At 62.0% G+C, this 14,823-nt stretch carries 16 protein-coding genes and 1 pseudogene; 4 read left to right on the forward strand and 13 right to left on the reverse strand.

What is annotated here, in order from left to right; genetic code table 11:
- Positions 1–7: 7 nt before the first annotated feature.
- Together FJ979_RS30250 and FJ979_RS30255 are read right to left on the reverse strand one after the other, a co-directional pair.
- Positions 8–538, reverse strand: a complete 531-nt coding sequence (locus FJ979_RS30250; protein ID WP_140561999.1) for a cytochrome b/b6 domain-containing protein — start codon at positions 536–538, stop codon at positions 8–10.
- 43 nt (positions 539–581) lie between these two features.
- Positions 582–860: a PepSY domain-containing protein gene (locus FJ979_RS30255; RefSeq protein ID WP_140561897.1), complete on the reverse strand. Its 279-nt coding sequence runs from the start codon at positions 858–860 to the stop codon at positions 582–584.
- A 248-nt stretch (positions 861–1,108) separates the two neighbouring features.
- Here FJ979_RS30255 and FJ979_RS30260 point away from each other — a divergent pair, with 248 nt between their 5' ends.
- Together FJ979_RS30260 and FJ979_RS30265 are read left to right on the forward strand one after the other, a co-directional pair.
- Positions 1,109–1,606, forward strand: coding sequence for a sulfocyanin-like copper-binding protein (locus FJ979_RS30260; protein WP_246678478.1), 498 nt, complete (start codon positions 1,109–1,111; stop codon positions 1,604–1,606).
- A gap of 543 nt (positions 1,607–2,149) precedes the next feature.
- Entirely contained in the window at positions 2,150–2,584 is a 435-nt protein-coding gene (locus FJ979_RS30265) for a plastocyanin/azurin family copper-binding protein (RefSeq protein WP_246675775.1), read from the forward strand.
- A gap of 133 nt (positions 2,585–2,717) precedes the next feature.
- On the opposite strand, the gene FJ979_RS30270 is transcribed toward FJ979_RS30265, so the two are convergent.
- From FJ979_RS30270 to FJ979_RS30290, 5 genes are all read right to left on the reverse strand, one after another.
- Positions 2,718–3,104, reverse strand: coding sequence for a hypothetical protein (locus FJ979_RS30270; RefSeq protein WP_140561901.1), 387 nt, complete (start codon positions 3,102–3,104; stop codon positions 2,718–2,720).
- 85 nt (positions 3,105–3,189) lie between these two features.
- A complete protein-coding gene (locus FJ979_RS30275) occupies positions 3,190–4,443 on the reverse strand; it encodes an MgtC/SapB family protein (protein WP_140561902.1) in 1,254 nt (417 codons plus the stop codon).
- Between the two features lie 13 nt (positions 4,444–4,456).
- Positions 4,457–4,906: a thioredoxin TrxC gene (gene trxC / locus FJ979_RS30280; protein ID WP_140561904.1), complete on the reverse strand. Its 450-nt coding sequence runs from the start codon at positions 4,904–4,906 to the stop codon at positions 4,457–4,459.
- Between the two features lie 28 nt (positions 4,907–4,934).
- Positions 4,935–6,788, reverse strand: coding sequence for a heavy metal translocating P-type ATPase (locus FJ979_RS30285; protein ID WP_140561905.1), 1,854 nt, complete (start codon positions 6,786–6,788; stop codon positions 4,935–4,937).
- Positions 6,789–6,823: 35 nt separating this feature from the next.
- Positions 6,824–7,210, reverse strand: a complete 387-nt coding sequence (locus FJ979_RS30290) for a DUF302 domain-containing protein (protein ID WP_128369055.1) — start codon at positions 7,208–7,210, stop codon at positions 6,824–6,826.
- Positions 7,211–7,364: 154 nt separating this feature from the next.
- Here FJ979_RS30290 and FJ979_RS30295 point away from each other — a divergent pair, with 154 nt between their 5' ends.
- Positions 7,365–10,046, forward strand: a complete 2,682-nt coding sequence (locus FJ979_RS30295; protein ID WP_140561907.1) for a bifunctional acetate--CoA ligase family protein/GNAT family N-acetyltransferase — start codon at positions 7,365–7,367, stop codon at positions 10,044–10,046.
- A 22-nt stretch (positions 10,047–10,068) separates the two neighbouring features.
- On the opposite strand, the pseudogene FJ979_RS30300 reads toward FJ979_RS30295, so the two are convergent.
- The 3 genes and pseudogenes from FJ979_RS30300 to FJ979_RS32750 form a co-directional block, all read right to left on the reverse strand.
- A pseudogene (locus tag FJ979_RS30300) lies at positions 10,069–11,585 on the reverse strand (AAA family ATPase).
- 85 nt (positions 11,586–11,670) lie between these two features.
- On the reverse strand, positions 11,671–12,069 hold the full coding sequence (locus FJ979_RS30305) for a c-type cytochrome (protein ID WP_140561909.1): 399 nt from the start codon (positions 12,067–12,069) through the stop codon (positions 11,671–11,673).
- Positions 12,066–12,341, reverse strand: a complete 276-nt coding sequence (locus FJ979_RS32750; protein WP_181181823.1) for a hypothetical protein — start codon at positions 12,339–12,341, stop codon at positions 12,066–12,068. The genes FJ979_RS30305 and FJ979_RS32750 overlap by 4 nt, the downstream gene beginning before the upstream one ends.
- Between FJ979_RS32750 and FJ979_RS30310 the strand changes: the two genes are divergently transcribed.
- Positions 12,246–13,082 carry a universal stress protein gene (locus FJ979_RS30310; protein WP_140561910.1) on the forward strand — a complete coding sequence of 279 codons (837 nt, stop codon included), beginning with the start codon at positions 12,246–12,248 and terminating at the stop codon, positions 13,080–13,082. The two genes, FJ979_RS32750 and FJ979_RS30310, sit on opposite strands and share 96 nt — an antisense overlap.
- Positions 13,083–13,155: 73 nt before the next feature.
- Here the strand turns inward: FJ979_RS30310 and FJ979_RS30315 are convergent, their stop codons facing one another.
- From FJ979_RS30315 to FJ979_RS30325, 3 genes are read right to left on the reverse strand one after another with little or no spacing between them, the layout of a single operon-like run.
- On the reverse strand, positions 13,156–13,602 hold the full coding sequence (locus FJ979_RS30315; protein ID WP_128369187.1) for a pyridoxamine 5'-phosphate oxidase family protein: 447 nt from the start codon (positions 13,600–13,602) through the stop codon (positions 13,156–13,158).
- A gap of 11 nt (positions 13,603–13,613) precedes the next feature.
- A complete protein-coding gene (locus tag FJ979_RS30320; RefSeq protein ID WP_140561912.1) occupies positions 13,614–14,342 on the reverse strand; it encodes a phosphoribosyltransferase in 729 nt (242 codons plus the stop codon).
- Between the two features lie 3 nt (positions 14,343–14,345).
- Entirely contained in the window at positions 14,346–14,780 is a 435-nt protein-coding gene (locus tag FJ979_RS30325; RefSeq protein ID WP_140561914.1) for a DUF2267 domain-containing protein, read from the reverse strand.
- Positions 14,781–14,823 lie beyond the last annotated feature (43 nt).

A 14,823-nucleotide genomic window follows, 5' to 3' on the forward strand; every position in this document is an offset into this window, starting at 1 on the left:
CAGGTCGTCAGGCGATGTCCGCCGGCTTGGCTTTGCGTTTTCGCCCCGTGATCATGGCCCGTACCAGGTTTTCGCGATGGCGAAAGCTTGCCAGCGCAACGCCGCCTATATGGAAAAGGACCAGCACAAGTAAGCCGTGCGCGCTTAGGCTGTGTGCCGTTTCGACCCACGACACGCCGAAATAGGCGTCCGTCGTCATCAGCCAGCCCGTCAACGCAGTTGAAGCCATCGCGGCGATCAACACGACCACCATCGCGCCGCCAGCCGGATTGTGGCCGATATAGCGGGCTTCGCGACCGCTCAGTATTGCCCAGAGATAGCGCAGCACCGTCGCCGGATCGCGCACGAATTGAGAGAACCGGGCATAGGGCGTACCTAGGACGCCCCACAAGAGCCGCATAGCGACCAGTGCTGCGGCGACGTAGCCGGCCCAATGGTGAATGTCCTCTGAGGAATGGGAGGTGAGCCAGGCTGTGACGAAGCTGAGCACCAGCGCCCAGTGGAAACTCCTTACGACCAGGTCCCAGACGCGCACCATCTCTTGAGATGGTTGCGCGTCCGTGGCAATCGAAACGTTCGGATCAATTTTCGCCGGCTTCGGCATTGTCGAGCTTTTCAAGGGTCTCGGCATTGTAAGCCAGGTTCACCTTCTTGCCGGCCTTGTCGACCGCATAGACTTCATAGCAGCCCTTCTCGACCTTGATCTGGCGGACGGTGAGGCCTTCGCCGGTCAACTGCGCCTCCAGCGTTGCCTTGGGCTTGAACTGCGATTTCGGGGCGGTGCTGCAGCTGCCGCCGGCGGCGAGGGCCGGTCCTGCAACCATGCCGGCGAGAGCGGCGAGAACGAGTGTGCGATACATGATGGCTCCATTCGGGAGGTTGGGCGCGAATGTTGCGCCTGCGGTTGAGACGTCGATCGTTCGTGTCAGACGGCGATTCCACCGTCATTGGTGCGACATAGCCAATTCAACCTGACAACTGGCTGACAGCTGCATGGTGGGGTTCGCGCCGGACAGTTTGATTTGGCGCAAGGACGGCGGGTGACCCCGCGAGCAGGATGACGGTCGGGACGTAGAGCGCTTCTGCTGCCGTCCTGAAGGAGATCGCCATGAAAACCATATCGAGGAGAGCAGCGCTCGGGCTTGCCGCCGCGATGCTTATGGCCGGCGGAGCCGGCGCCGTCCAGGCTGCTTCGCCTGTCCAGATCTCGCTGTGGGACAAGGGCGCGAGTATGGAGATGCCGATGGGGCTCGCCTATGCGGCGCCCGGACTCGATCTCGCTAAGGCGACCATGGGCATCAAGGCTTTGCCCGGTGCTGTGAAGGCCGGGGAGGTCACATTCAATGTGAAAAATGACTCCAAGGACACCGTCCACGAAATGATCGTGATGTACCTTGCCGAACCCGGCAAGCCGCTTCCTTACCTTGAGGCCGAGAACCGGGTCGACGAAGACAAGGCCGGCGACAAGGGCGAGGTGTCGGAGCTCGATCCCGGCAAATCAGGCACCCTGACCGTCGAGCTAAGGGCTGGAAAATATCTGCTTATCTGCAACGTGCCAGGTCACTATGAGGCGGGCATGTGGGCTGAATTCACCGTCGATCCATAGGCCCTGAACCAGGCTGCCCTACCTAAGACTGTCGCAGTCTCACAAGGTTGCCGGAATCGCCAGTCTTGTCGCTTTGGCCGCCGCACAACAGCAAGGTTACCCCCTGGAGGCAAGGTCAACACAAGATACGTGACCGTCTTAAGCCTCGCGATCATCGAGGATGCGAACCGGGCTTGGTGCGCTGGCAGATCGTCAGGCGATGTCCATCGGCTCGGCTTTGCGTTTTCGCCCCCATGATCATGACTCGGACCAGGCCTTCGCGATGGCGAGGGCTTGCCAGCGCGAGGCCACCCGGCAAACAGCGCAAGGTAACGACGATGCAACGGAGCGACCGGTGAGGCCGCTTTGGCTATGTTTGGTGAAGGTGATGCCTCATCCTTGGTCCCTGCCTCCGCTGTCAGCGCGTTGTCAGCTTGGCTGTTTTAGCCGGGTGCCGCGACCATGAATGATTCCCCAAACGCGCTTGTGGGGTCGCCGCAAGCGATCAGGAGCCTTTCGAACATGCAGCCTTTCAAGACCGGACTGGTCCTCGTTCTCCTAGCCGTGTCGGCACCCGCCTTTGCCAACGCGATCGTAAACGTCAAGCTATGGGACAAGGACGGCGTCGCGAACCCCGACGCAAAGATGGGAATGGGCATGCCGGCAAACATGAGCATGGCAACGATGAGGATCAAGCTGGATCAAACCGTCGTGCCCGCGGGCAAGGTGACCTTCGAGGTTCAAAACAGCTCCAAGGACGCGGTCCACGAAATGATTGTGGTGCCGGTGACCGATGTCAAAAAGACCACGCTGCCCTATGTAGCAAATGAAAATCGCGTCAACGAGGATGCGGCAGGCCATCTCGGCGAGGTCTCTGAACTCGATCCAGGCAAAACCGGATCGCTGACGCTCGACCTCAAGCCCGGAAACTATGCCGTCTTTTGCAACATTCCCGGCCATTTCATGAACGGAATGTGGGCAACAATCCTGGTCAAATAGGCCGTGGTTTGATGAGGCACCCGCCGCGCCAAAGGGGCGGCGGGTTTTTTTGGTTTCGTATACGTCGTTGTCCCGATCAGCGTTTCCTGCATGGATCCAAAACCAACTCGCGCGATCCGCCAGGAGCTAGCCATCAAGGCCGCTCGACCCTTGCCACTTCGTAGGTGTGCATGGCGCCGTTGCGCTCGATCGACACGTACTCACCGGTCACGAACCGTTCGTCGCCGAGATGGAAGCCGATTTCGTCGTCGCGATCGCCTTCGGCGTAGTCGAAATACCACTGTCCGCCGGGCTTGCGCTTCAGCCGGCCGATCAGATCCTCCTCGCCTGTGCGAAACCGGCGAACACGGCAAGAGGCCCTGTGCGACTTCCATTCGTCGGCATCGATCCGGCCTTCGCCGGTCAATGGAGCGAGCACGTCATAACCTTCTTCGCGGTCGCCTTCCGGGTGGCCCTTTTCACGCGCGAGCAGCAGCCGGACATTGCGGAATTTCGGGGTGAGGTCCTTCAAACTGGTCATGGCGAACTCCTTTCACGGAGTTTCATAGAGCAGTGGCGGGACCTAGCCCTTGATCCGCATCAAAGAAGGCTCGAGAACAACACTTCTATCCAGGACCGAGCAACAGCAGGGCGCTGATACCCATGGTTGCGGCGATCAGGGTTATGACGGCCAGTGGCAACCAGAACCTGACCGGACCGGCAAATACTGCGAGCGACAGGCGGCCGATCGCGTTTGCTGCCAGCGCCGCGAGCACGGCCTGGCCCACGGTCTCGACGGACACGGAATGCTTGACCAGGCGCAGCGCGCCAAGCACCGAGACATCGACATCGAATGCGCCGGCTAGCGCCGAACTCGCCTGCAGACCGCGCCCACCGAATTGAGTAGCCAGACCGGCACTTGCGGTCGCAACGATGGCAAAGAACAGGGCGAAGAGCAGCAACGGACCCAGTTCGAATGGATTGCGCGCGCTAGCGCTGCCTTCGCCGTTCCCGCTGTCGCGAGTCATCAGCAATGTTCCGCAGACGGCGAAGGCGAGCGCCGCGGCAATCGCCGGAATGGCGACCGACGCGAGCACGCTTGGCTCGACGATCAGAACCACGGTGCAGACGCGGAGCACCGAAACCATTGCAGCCAGCGATGCCGCCCCGGCGAGCGGCAGCGGATTGCTTGCCGAGGTGGCATTGCGGGCAAGCGCCAAGGTCACGGCGGTGGAAGAGACGATCGCACCGGTGAGCGAACTCACCAGCAGACCACGCGTATTGCCCAGAATGCGAACAGCGACATAGCCGGCGAACGAAATCGAGGCCATCAGCACCGTCAGGAACCAGACCTCCCAGGGATTGAAACCGCCCCACGGGTCCATTGTCCGGTTTGGCAGCAGGGGCAAGACGATCGCCGTCATCATCGCCAGGATCAGCGCCGACCGGAGTTCAACCCAGGTCAGTCGCTTCAAAAGACCGTGCAGGACCTCGCGGCTGGCCAGGATTGCCGCCAGTGCCGCCCCACCGGCCGCAGCAGCCCGATAATCGCCGGCGACGGAAAGCGCGCCAAGGGCAAAAACGCCCAGCCCCGCGATCACGCCCGTGACACTGAAATCCTCGTCATGGACTGCCTCGCGCGCCTTGTACCAGGCGAAGATTGCCGCAAAGGCGACGAAACCGCCGACCAGCACGGATACCGCGCCGAGTGCGTTGGCCAGGGCGGCGAGCACGCCGCCGAGCAGGCCGGATATGCCGAATGTCCGGATGCCGGCCGTGCGACTGCGTTCGGGCGCATCCCGCTCCTGCCAGCCACGCTCCAAGCCGACGAGAAGACCTATCGCAAGTGCCAGTCCAAGCCGGGCGATGAGGGGATCCATTGGCGCGGCGATTTCAGGTGGCGACCGTCGGCAGGCGGTCGCGAACCCACCTGACGATCTGGCCTGCCGTCATTGCGCCGGATGTGCGCGCGACTTCGTGCCGGCCATGGAACAGGATCATGGTCGGGATGCTGCGAATGCCGAGCCTGGCCGCAACAGCCTGCTCCTTGTCGGAGTTGAGTTTGATCAGGCGAACATGCGGCTCAAGTTCATTTGCTGCGGCTTCGTAAGCCGGCGCCATCATCTTGCAGGGGCCGCACCAAGGTGCCCAGATGTCGACAACAACGGGCAGGCTGCTGCGCGCGATCTGATTGTCGAAGATCGCGGCATCGACATCTTCGGGATGCCCCGAAAACAGCCGGTTCCCGCACTTTCCGCATTTCGCTTCCATGGCATTGCGGCCCGGTGGCAGGCGGTTGACCCCACCACATTTGCTGCAAACCACCAGATTCTGCTGTGCCATGGTCATCTACCGATTTTGCTCTCAACCACTATGCGCGCCACAGATGGCCATCGCCAAGGGTGCGCAGCGCGTTCAGGATGACCGCTACGTCAATCCCTTCCTGGAGCAGCGCTCCGGCAACCGGGGTGATCTGCCCCATGGCCGCCGCGATCATTGCCAGCCCCGACAGCGCCAGCCCGGCGATGATGCTTTGCAAGGCGATCGATCGCGTTCGCCGTGCAATCCGAACGGCATCGGCGACCGGCTGCAGCCTGTCGGTCAGCACGATGACATCAGCTGCCTCGGAGGAGGCGGTGGCACCACGTGCGCCCATGGCGATACCCACGGTGGCGGCCGCCAGGGCAGGGGCATCGTTGATGCCGTCGCCAACCATCATCGTCGGCGCCGAAGCTTTCTCGGCTTCGACCATCGCGACCTTTTCGGTAGGGGTCGCATCGGCGACAATGGCGTCGAGGTCGAGCCGGGCGGAGATGCGCTTGGCTGCCACGCCGTCGTCGCCTGTAAGCATAATCATGCGCGCAATGCCGGCGGAGCGCAGCTTGCCGAGTGCATCATGCGCATCGACACGCAGCGCGTCGCCGAACGTGAAGACCCCGGCAAGCCGGCCGCCGAATGCCACAAAGACCCTGAGCACCGGCTCGTCCCGATATCTTTCCTCGCCGCTTTTCGCCCAGCCGGGCAGCGGCTTGTTGGCGAGCACGAGAGCCCGCGATCCCGCGGCGATCGACATTTTGCCGACCCGGCCCTTCAGGCCCGCACCGCGATGCTCGCGGACATCACGCGCATGCGAAAGCGTCAACTGCTTGCTACGCGCCGCCCGGATAATTGAGTCGGCGAGCACATGGTGCGAGGCCTGTTCCAAAGACGCGAGTAGCCGCAACAGATTGTCGGGGTCGCGACCGGTCGCCACTTCGATTTCGATGAGCTCAGCTCCGCCGATGGTCAAGGTTCCCGTTTTGTCGAAGATTGCGGTCCGGACCTGCGCAAGCGCCTCCAGAGCCGCGCTGCCTTTCATCAGGATGCCGGCACGGGCCGCGCGCGACACGCCGCCGATAAAGGCAACGGGTGCCGCGAGGATGAGCGGGCAAGGTGTCGCGACAACCAGCACGGCGAGCGCCCGGATCGGATCGCCGGAGATGTACCAGGCGGCACCGGAAACCAGCAAAGTGGCTGGCAGCAGGAACAGGGCGAAGCGGTCGGCCATGCGGATGAACGGGGATTTCGCCGTCTGCGCTGCAGCAACCATGCGAACGATCGCGGCATAGGTGCTCTGCTCTGCCAGGGCAGAAGCCTGCATGCTGAAGGTCTCCCCCGCATTGATGGTGCCGCTGCGCAGCATATCGCCGGCTGTCCGCCGTTCCGGCAGCGGTTCTCCGCTCACTGCGGACTCGTCGAGCGAGGCCGAAGCATCGAGCAGGATGCCGTCGACGGGAAGCAGTTCGCCGGCCCGGACCAAAAGCTCGTCGCCCACGGCAACGTCTTCGACGGAGATGGTCTCTGTCCCCAGCTTTGACGTTCGATGGGCGACACGCGGTGACCGGTCGGTCAATGCCTTGAGGTTGCGTTCCGCGCGGCCGCGGGCGAAATCCTCAAGCACCGTGCCGCCGGCATACATGATCGCCACCACTATTGCGGCCAGGGGTTGACCGAGCAGCAGAGCGGCGGACATCGACACCAAGGCAATCGCGTCGACACCGAAGCGGCCTATCCAGAAATCACGCAGAATGGAGATGGCGAGAGCCGCCACCACGGGCAAGGTCGCCACCGTCCAGATCATGTCGGCTTCAAAGGGGCCAAGCCCGGTTCGCCAGGCTCCTAAACCATAGGCGAGGCCCAGGATGGCGATGACCAGCAATGCGCGTCGTAGAGCAGACTCGTTCATCCGATGTCCCTCAACCCCTGATGGCCCCCTTGGCGCTAGAGTTCGCGGACCGTCTCCTCGAGCAGGCACCGCACATCGTTCGCGACCTGCGCAAGCTCTCGATTGCCGATAGCGCCCATCGAAGCGACCGGATCCACCGCTGCGACCTCCACCTTTCCCGGTCCGACCTCGGTGACGATGACATTGCAGGGCAGCATGGTTCCGATCTTGTCTTCGGACTGAAGCGCCCGCCATGCGAAATGCGGGTTGCACGCGCCCAGGATCACATAGGGCCTGAAATCGGCGCCAAGCTTGGCCTTCATGGTCTGCTGGACATCAATCGAGGTCAGAACGCCAAAGCCCTTGCTTGCGAGCTTGGCGGTCACGTGGTCGATTGCCGCTGTGAACGGCATGGCGACGATCTTGCTGAAATAGTAACTCATCCAACTCTCCAATCGTTGATCGCTACAGCTCGTCGCCACTTTGCGGGCGACCCCGCGCAAGAGCTAATCGCGATAACCGGAGAACGCTTTGATCCAACGCAACGAACGGGCAAGATCGACTGGCGATGATCGCCATGAACAGGAGACATTAGGGGTGACGATCCGAAATCTCGATCATGCGTTCGCTCCGAAGTCGGTTGCCGTGTTCGGGGCATCGGTGCGCGACGGGTCGGTCGGCCGTGTCGTCTTCGACAACATCGTCAATGGCGGCTTCGAAGGCGAGATCTGGCCGGTCAACCCGAAACATTCGCAGGTGGCTGGTCGACGCTGCTACGCGAAGGCGGCCGACCTGCCAGGCATTCCCGACCTCGGTGTCATCGTGCCGCCGCCGGAGACGGTTCCCGGCATCGTGCGCGAGCTCGGCGACAAGGGCACGCGAGCGGCAGTCGTGATCACCGCCGGACTTACGCGCGAGAACGGCCTGCGTCAGGCCATGCTCGACGCCGCCAAGCCCAATCTTTTCCGCATCATCGGGCCGAACACGGTCGGGCTGATGATCCCGCCACTGAAGCTCAATGCCGGATTTGCACATATGGCCGCCGAGCCTGGCAACATCGCGCTGCTGTCGCAATCCGGCGCCATTGCCACGTCGCTGATCGACTGGGCGGCCGACAACAATGTCGGCTTCTCGCAAATCGTCTCCCTGGGTGACATGGCGGATGTCGACGTGGGAGATTGCATCGATATGCTGGCGGGCGACATGCACACGCGCGCCATCGTGATGTATCTCGAAACTATTCCCAATCCCCGCAAGTTCATCTCGGCCGCCCGTGCGGCGGCACGGGTCAAACCGGTGATCGCGATAAAATCCGGTCGGCACGAGCAATCGGCCAAGGCGGCAGCGACCCACACCGGCGCGCTGTCGGGGGCGGACCGTGTCGTCGATGCGGCATTGCTGCGCGCAGGCATCCTGCGCGTCAAAGGCCTGACCGAGCTGTTTGATGCCGCAGAGACGATCGCCCGCTTCACTCCGCTCAAACGGGCCCGTGTCGGCATCGTCACCAATGGCGGCGGGGCAGGGGTATTGGCCATTGATCAGCTAATCGATGGGCAAGGGGAACTGGCCGCGCTGTCGCCCGCCACCATCGAACGCCTGAACGCCGTATTGCCGCCGACATGGTCGCACGCCAATCCGGTCGACATCATCGGTGACGCCCCGCCTGAGCGCTACAAGGTGGCCGTCGAAGCCGTGGCGGCAGACCCCGGAACGGACGTCGTCCTGGTGATGAATTGTCCAACGGGGCTGGGTTCGCCGCTTGCCGCGGCAAGCGCGGTTACGGAACTCGCAAGGGAAGGGATGATCGCCGGCAAACCGGTCCTGACCTGCTGGCTCGGGGAGCATACGGCGCGCCCCGGGCGGCAAATCCTTCAGGATGCCGGCATTGCCAGTTTCGAAACGCCGGCTGACGCGGCAATGGCCGTCGCCTACCTCAGCGATTGGTCGCGTGCCCAGCGGGCATTGATGCGCACACCGTCGAGCCGCAGCGAGGACGTCACGAGCGATCGGGAAGCCGTGCTCGCCATTTTCAGGGAGGTCGCGAGGGAGGGGCGGCGAATGCTGACCGAGCCCGAAGCCAAGGCAGCAATTTCCGCCTACGGCATCCCGGTGCCCGAGACGGTCGTCGCCAAAACTCCTGCCGAAGCGGAAGTGGCAGCCTCGCGGCTCCTCAAAACGTCCGAACGGATCGTCGTCAAGCTGCTGTCCAAGGCGATCTCGCACAAATCGGACATTGGCGGGGTGGTGCTAAACATCGCCGATGCCGCTGCTGCTGGCGCTGCAGCACGCGCAATCGAGGCGCGCGTGCGCAGCCACGCACCGCAAGCCGATGTTGAAGGCTATGCCGTTCAGCCGATGGTGGTGCGAAAACAGGCACAGGAACTCATCCTCGGCATGAGCCAGGATCCGATCTTCGGGCCGGCCATCCTGTTTGGAGCCGGTGGCGTCGCGGTCGAAGTTATGGACGATACAGCGATCGCATTGCCGCCGCTCGACGACGTCCTTGCCGGCGACCTGATCGGGCAAACGCGGATCGGCCGCCTGCTTGCCGGGTTCCGCGATCGCAAGCCGGCCGATCGGCAGTCGATCGTTGCTGCACTCAACGGCCTGTCGCAGATGATCGTCGACTTTTCCTGCCTCGTTGCGGTGGACATCAATCCGCTGCTGGCCGACGCCGAGGGCGTGATTGCGCTCGACGCTCGCATCGAAATCGAGCCGGGACGCGTGGAAGAGGCCGGGCCGAACCCCGCACTTGCCATCAGGCCTTATCCGTCGGGTTGGGACAAGGCGTTTGCGGGAGGCGGCACGCATTATCACATCCGGCCGATCAAGCCGGCCGACATCGCGCTCTATCCCGAATTCCTTGCCAGGATTTCACCGGACGATCTGCGCTTGCGATTCCTGTCGCCGCGAAAGAGTTTCTCCGACCAGATGCTGAAGCGGTTCACCCAGCTCGACTATGACCGCAACATGGCCTTCGTCGCTCTGGAGACAAGCACCGGCGCCTTGGCGGGCATCAGCCGGCTTTCCTGTGATCCGGACCGCTCCGTTGCCGAATACGCCTTGCTGGTTCGCACGGACTTGCAGGGTCACGGTCTGGGCTGGGAATTGCTAAGGCAGATCGTCGCCTATGCAAAGGCCGACGGGATCGGATGGATAGAAGGCATCGTGCTCAGCGAGAACAAAACGATGCTGACCATGTGCCGCGAATTCGGCTTCTCGATCGCCCATCTTCCGGACGAGCCCGGCCTTGTCGAGGCTAGGCTCCAACTGCACTAAGGGCGATCATCTGCCGTACCTTTCAGGAGGCCGTGCGCAGGGTGTCGGACGCATCGCTGTCGGAAAACCTTCTCAGCTCTGTGACTAAGTCGGCAAGCTTCCGATCGGCATTGATCCTGCGCCAGCTCGTTTGGGCGGCGTTTCGCTGCAATTGCCGTGAAAGGATATCTATGGTGGCGTCGGAAGGGCCGCCCTTGCGATCACTGACCCGTTGCCACAGAACAAGCGGGTCCGCTTCCAACCAGAACCCGGCGAAAGCCACACCCCTGACGCTTGCCGCCTTCTCGATACGGTCGCGATCGGTAGGCCTGTCAAACACAGCGTCAGCGACAACCGAACCGCCCTCCGCAAGGATCAGGCCGGCCCGCCATGCCATGTCGCGATAGACACGGTCCGATACCTCCGGCCGATAAGCTTTGTCCGGCAGCCGCGTTTCGGCCGGCACACCGTGCATGGCCTTGCGGATACGGTCGCTTTCGACAACGCGGGCCCCGGGCGGCGCACCGACATGGGCGGCCAGCGCCTCCGCAGCGGTCGTCTTGCCCGAGCCGCTCAGGCCGCCGATGGCAACGAGCTGCGGCGATGTTTCCTGGAGAAGTGTATGGGCAAGGTCGAAATAGGATCTGGCCTCGGCAGCCAGTCGATCGGAATCGGCGCTGCCTTCCTCGACCTGTGTTGCGGTGACATGGGCGCGCACTGCGGCCCGCACCGCCATGAAGAAGGGCAGCAGGACGAACCCATCCTCATCGTCGGCTTCGTCGAGATAGCGGTTCATCACAAGATTGGCGAGCTTCGGAAAACCGCAATGCCAAAGGTCCATCAGCAGGAAGGCAAGGTCGTACAGAATGTCGATGCTGGCGATCTGGTCGTTGAATTCGATGCAATCGAAGAGGCGGGGCTCGCCATCGAAAAGGCAGATGTTGCGCAGATGCAGATCGCCATGGCATCGGCGGACCTTGCCCGCGGCTTCCCGGCGGTCGAGCAATTCCGAATACCGGTGGAGGGTCGTGCGGAAGGCCTTGGCAAAGCTCGTGACCTCTGCTTTGCGAAAACATGGCTGGTGGCAAAGCCGGCTTCATTGATGTCGAGCACACCGGCCAGATTGGATGAGCCGCTGCCATTGTGGATTGTCGGCGCGGAACGGTGGTAGCCCGCGATCATGCGTGCGACCCTGGTCATCAACTCCGGCGTCAATTCTCCCGCGGTTGCCATGCGATCGAGCAGCTTCGACTCGTCGAAGCGGACCATCTCGATCGCGGCGTCGACCATTTGCCCCGTGCCGTCAAAAACCAACTTGCCGTCGGCTTGCCGCGAGATGCGCCGCACCCCCAGATAAAGGCCGGGCGCGGTCTTCGAGTTGAGTTCCACCTCTTTCTCGCAGGCGGCCAGCCTGAGGGCCGGCGTCGAGAAATCGACATAGGGAAGCTTGACCGCCCGCTTCATCTTGTAGGCGCGTTGGCCAACCAGAAAGAGACGCGATATGTGGGTCTCAATATCCTCAACAGGCCCGGTCGCGCCATAGGAGGAAGGATCAAGCAGGAAAGCGGCTGTGGCTTGCTGGTCTTCAACGAATATGGCCGGCCTCCCTAATTTGTCCTGTGAAATGCGTTTCCGCGATCTGCGCTCATTGCTGCAATGTCTGGACATAACCTGCCAATTCATGGATGCGTTCCCTGGTGACGATTTCGCCGGCGTTCGGGCCGTATCTTTTCACGTCGGCAGGCAGGAACTGGCTGCCCCATACTGGCATGTCGCGCTCGCCATGCGCCGGCACCATGGCTCGGCCGTCGATCACGGCATAGACGCGCCAGTAAGGGAATTCGCCGCCATTGCGACTGGAGATGCGCGTCAGGTCGCTCGGACGCTTCAACAGTTCGTCGCCCAACGGTCCATCGCCCTTGCCGTCCGGGCCATGGCAGACGGCGCACGAGTTCATGTATTCGGACTTGCCGTCGCCGAGGTCCTGCGCACTGGCCGTATGGAAGGTCATGCCAGCGAGAGCCGCCGCGACCAGGAATCTCATCTGCGTTTTCCCTGATTATTTGGCTGAAGCCTACAGCCTTGGCAGGCCAGCACGTTGATGCGGATCAAATAGCCGCCACAGCCAAGACGTTTGATCCAGCGCAATGAACGCACCGGCTCCTGTCGGCTATGCCTCAGCAACGATTGAACCTTCACGCGAAATGAGGAGTTGCCGCCGTGTCCTTCAAGACATTGCTTACGGTTACCGGACCGAACCAGGGGGATGGCGATCTCAAGCTCGCCGCCTCTCTGTGCGAACAGATCGATGCCCACCTTTCGGTGCTCGTCCTTGAGCTTGCCGCACCGCCGTCGGGTGGTGAGTATGCTGCTATCGTCTCACCAGCCTGGCTCGAGGAGCGTCAGGCCGAGCTGAAAAGGCTCGAGAAACGAATATCGGCAGTCGGCGCCTTTCTTTCACAGACCCCAGTATCGGCTGATCTGAGCGACGACTATCCCGACACGGGATGGGCTGACGATGTCATCGGCAGGCGTGCCCGCTACGCCGATCTGACCATTCTGGGACCGGATCTGCTGGCAAGCCATGCGCTGAAGGATAAAGTGATCGAGGGCACGCTGTTCTCATCGGGAAAGCCCATTCTGCTTGTTCCCGAAGGCTCGCGCCCGACGCTGAAGCCGAAACGCATCCTGGTCGCGTGGGACGCGCGCCTTGAGTCCTCGCGCGCCGTCCGCGAGTCGCTCGATATGCTGAAGGGCGCGGCAGAGGTGCACCTCGTTATGGTCGACCCGATCGAGGACGAGTTCCATCACGGCGCGGAACCCGGAGCCGATGCCGCCGCCTATCTTGCCCGGCACGGCGTGAAAGTTACGGTCGAGCGCCTGCCGAGCGCGAACCATTCGGTCGCCGACGTACTGCGCCAACATGCCGGCGATGTTGCGGCCGAATTGATGGTCATGGGCGCCTATGGTCACTCCCGGCTGCGCGAGCGGATTTTTGGTGGGGTCACCAAGTCAATGCTTGAGGGTCAATCGCTGCCGGTCTTGATGGCGCGATAGCAATTCAACAGAAAATGGGGCCGGTGCAGATTGCGCCGGCCCTCTTCAATTCTCGCAAGACCTAACGGGGCGACTACTCGCTCGCTTCTCGTCCGGACACCTGTTCGACGAGAATCCGGAAGAAAACGTGCGGAGCACTGTCGGTTGTGGGAGGCATGACGGGCTTGAGCGCGCCAGGTTCCCACCAGTCGGTATGTTTGCTCAACACCGACCATGCATGATCGCGTTCGAGCTTGTGGCCAATTCGATCCGGTAACTCCTCGTACCGGCCGTCGGCAACGACGCTTCTCCATCCTCGCCCCTGGCCATGCTCGTCAACCTGGACGGACACCAGCGGATTGGCCCGCATCCATTCGATCTTCTTTCCCGGCATGGAAAACGCGTAAAGATGAGCATCCGAATGGGCGTAGTAGAAGGGCACGACGTAGGGCTGCCCGTCCTTTGCGCATGCCAGGCGGCCAACCCGATTGGCAGTCAGTATTTTCGTGCATTCCAAAGCAGAAAGGGTTCGGACCAGCATGGCGTGATCTCCTATTTCTCTCGGTTGTTCCGTGGCATTGTTTTCGTGGCGACTTTCGAACCGGCTGCGTGTTGCCCACTTAGGTGTTGCCTGTCCGTTTGCGACCGGCCAGCCTCGCCCATGGCAGCGACGACATCACTGTCCGAGAGCTGAGGAAACCGCATGTAATGGTAGCTCAGGGCACGGAACTGTCCTGGTTGACTTAGGCAAACCACACGATCTGCTTCGCATGCCAGTTCAGCGACCGTCTCTTGCGGCGAAACAGGAACTGCCACGATGATTTCCCTTGGCGAACGGCGCTTTATGGCGCGGATCGCGATTTTCATGGTCGTACCGGTCGCGGCCCCGTCATCCACGATGATCGCGGTCTTTCCCGCGATCGAGATCGGTTTGGTCTTCCCTCGATAGGCAGCACGCCGGCGTTCGAGTTCTGGACGCTCATTTGCAATCAAGACGCGTAGCTCGCCTTCATCGAGCGCATAGGCCTCGACGATCTCCCGGTTCAACACGACCTCCCCGGGGTCGCCGTCGACGATTGCTGCAACAGCCAGCTCAGGATTGCCTGGGGCGCCGACCTTGCGGACGATCAGCAGGTCAAGAGGAGCGTTGAGAGCTCTGGCCACCTCCACTGCGACAGGCACGCCGCCACGCGGCAATGCCAGTACGATTGGCTGCTGCAGTTGAAGCCTGTTCAGTTCCAGGCCAAGCTTCACCCCAGCGTCTTCCCGGTCGCGGAACATCGGTCAATCCACCGGCCACAGTTTTCGCAGCGACTTCTTCATCGAGTTTCTGATCTGTACGATCTCACCATGCGAAATGTGACGGTCGAGAAGCTTGAACACGGCACCGATCGCGACATCGAAATCGATCTCCTCATCGTAGCCGAAACTGTTTCTGACGCTGATAATGAAGTCGCGCTTCGTGCGCTCATGCGCAGGCACCGATGGATTCCAGCCTTCGAAATAGATGCCGCGGACCAAAACAGGCAGTTGCGCCGAGAGATCGGCCATTTCCGCTGGCGACAGCCAATCCCGCACCGTGTGCAGAACGGACCGCAGAAGGCGGCACGCGCTCGGCTCGCTCCAGCAGAGGTCCTTGGCGAGTTCCTTGACCCACTGTTGCGCCTGCTGGCCAGCGTGCGTGAAGTCAGCGAAAGACGTGTGGGAAATATGGCGCATGGCGATGCTCCTGGAAGATTTGAACTTCATTCTCAGGCATCGA

Source organism: Mesorhizobium sp. B1-1-6 (genome assembly GCF_006443035.1).
GTDB lineage: Bacteria > Pseudomonadota > Alphaproteobacteria > Rhizobiales > Rhizobiaceae > Mesorhizobium.

Coding starts and splice junctions, on each gene's coding strand:
- FJ979_RS30255 (WP_140561897.1), bottom strand. CDS start 860: ATGTATCGCACACTCGTTCTCGCCGCTCTCGCCGGCATGGTTGCAGGA.
- FJ979_RS30320 (WP_140561912.1), bottom strand. CDS start 14,342: ATGTTCCGCGACCGGGAAGACGCTGGGGTGAAGCTTGGCCTGGAACTG.
- FJ979_RS30270 (WP_140561901.1), bottom strand. CDS start 3,104: ATGACCAGTTTGAAGGACCTCACCCCGAAATTCCGCAATGTCCGGCTG.
- FJ979_RS30305 (WP_140561909.1), bottom strand. CDS start 12,069: ATGAGATTCCTGGTCGCGGCGGCTCTCGCTGGCATGACCTTCCATACG.
- FJ979_RS30260 (WP_246678478.1), top strand. CDS start 1,109: ATGAAAACCATATCGAGGAGAGCAGCGCTCGGGCTTGCCGCCGCGATG.
- FJ979_RS30290 (WP_128369055.1), bottom strand. CDS start 7,210: ATGAGTTACTATTTCAGCAAGATCGTCGCCATGCCGTTCACAGCGGCA.
- FJ979_RS30275 (WP_140561902.1), bottom strand. CDS start 4,443: ATGGATCCCCTCATCGCCCGGCTTGGACTGGCACTTGCGATAGGTCTT.
- FJ979_RS30325 (WP_140561914.1), bottom strand. CDS start 14,780: ATGCGCCATATTTCCCACACGTCTTTCGCTGACTTCACGCACGCTGGC.
- FJ979_RS30285 (WP_140561905.1), bottom strand. CDS start 6,788: ATGAACGAGTCTGCTCTACGACGCGCATTGCTGGTCATCGCCATCCTG.
- trxC (WP_140561904.1), bottom strand. CDS start 4,906: ATGGCACAGCAGAATCTGGTGGTTTGCAGCAAATGTGGTGGGGTCAAC.
- FJ979_RS30315 (WP_128369187.1), bottom strand. CDS start 13,602: ATGCTGGTCCGAACCCTTTCTGCTTTGGAATGCACGAAAATACTGACT.
- FJ979_RS30250 (WP_140561999.1), bottom strand. CDS start 538: ATGGTGCGCGTCTGGGACCTGGTCGTAAGGAGTTTCCACTGGGCGCTG.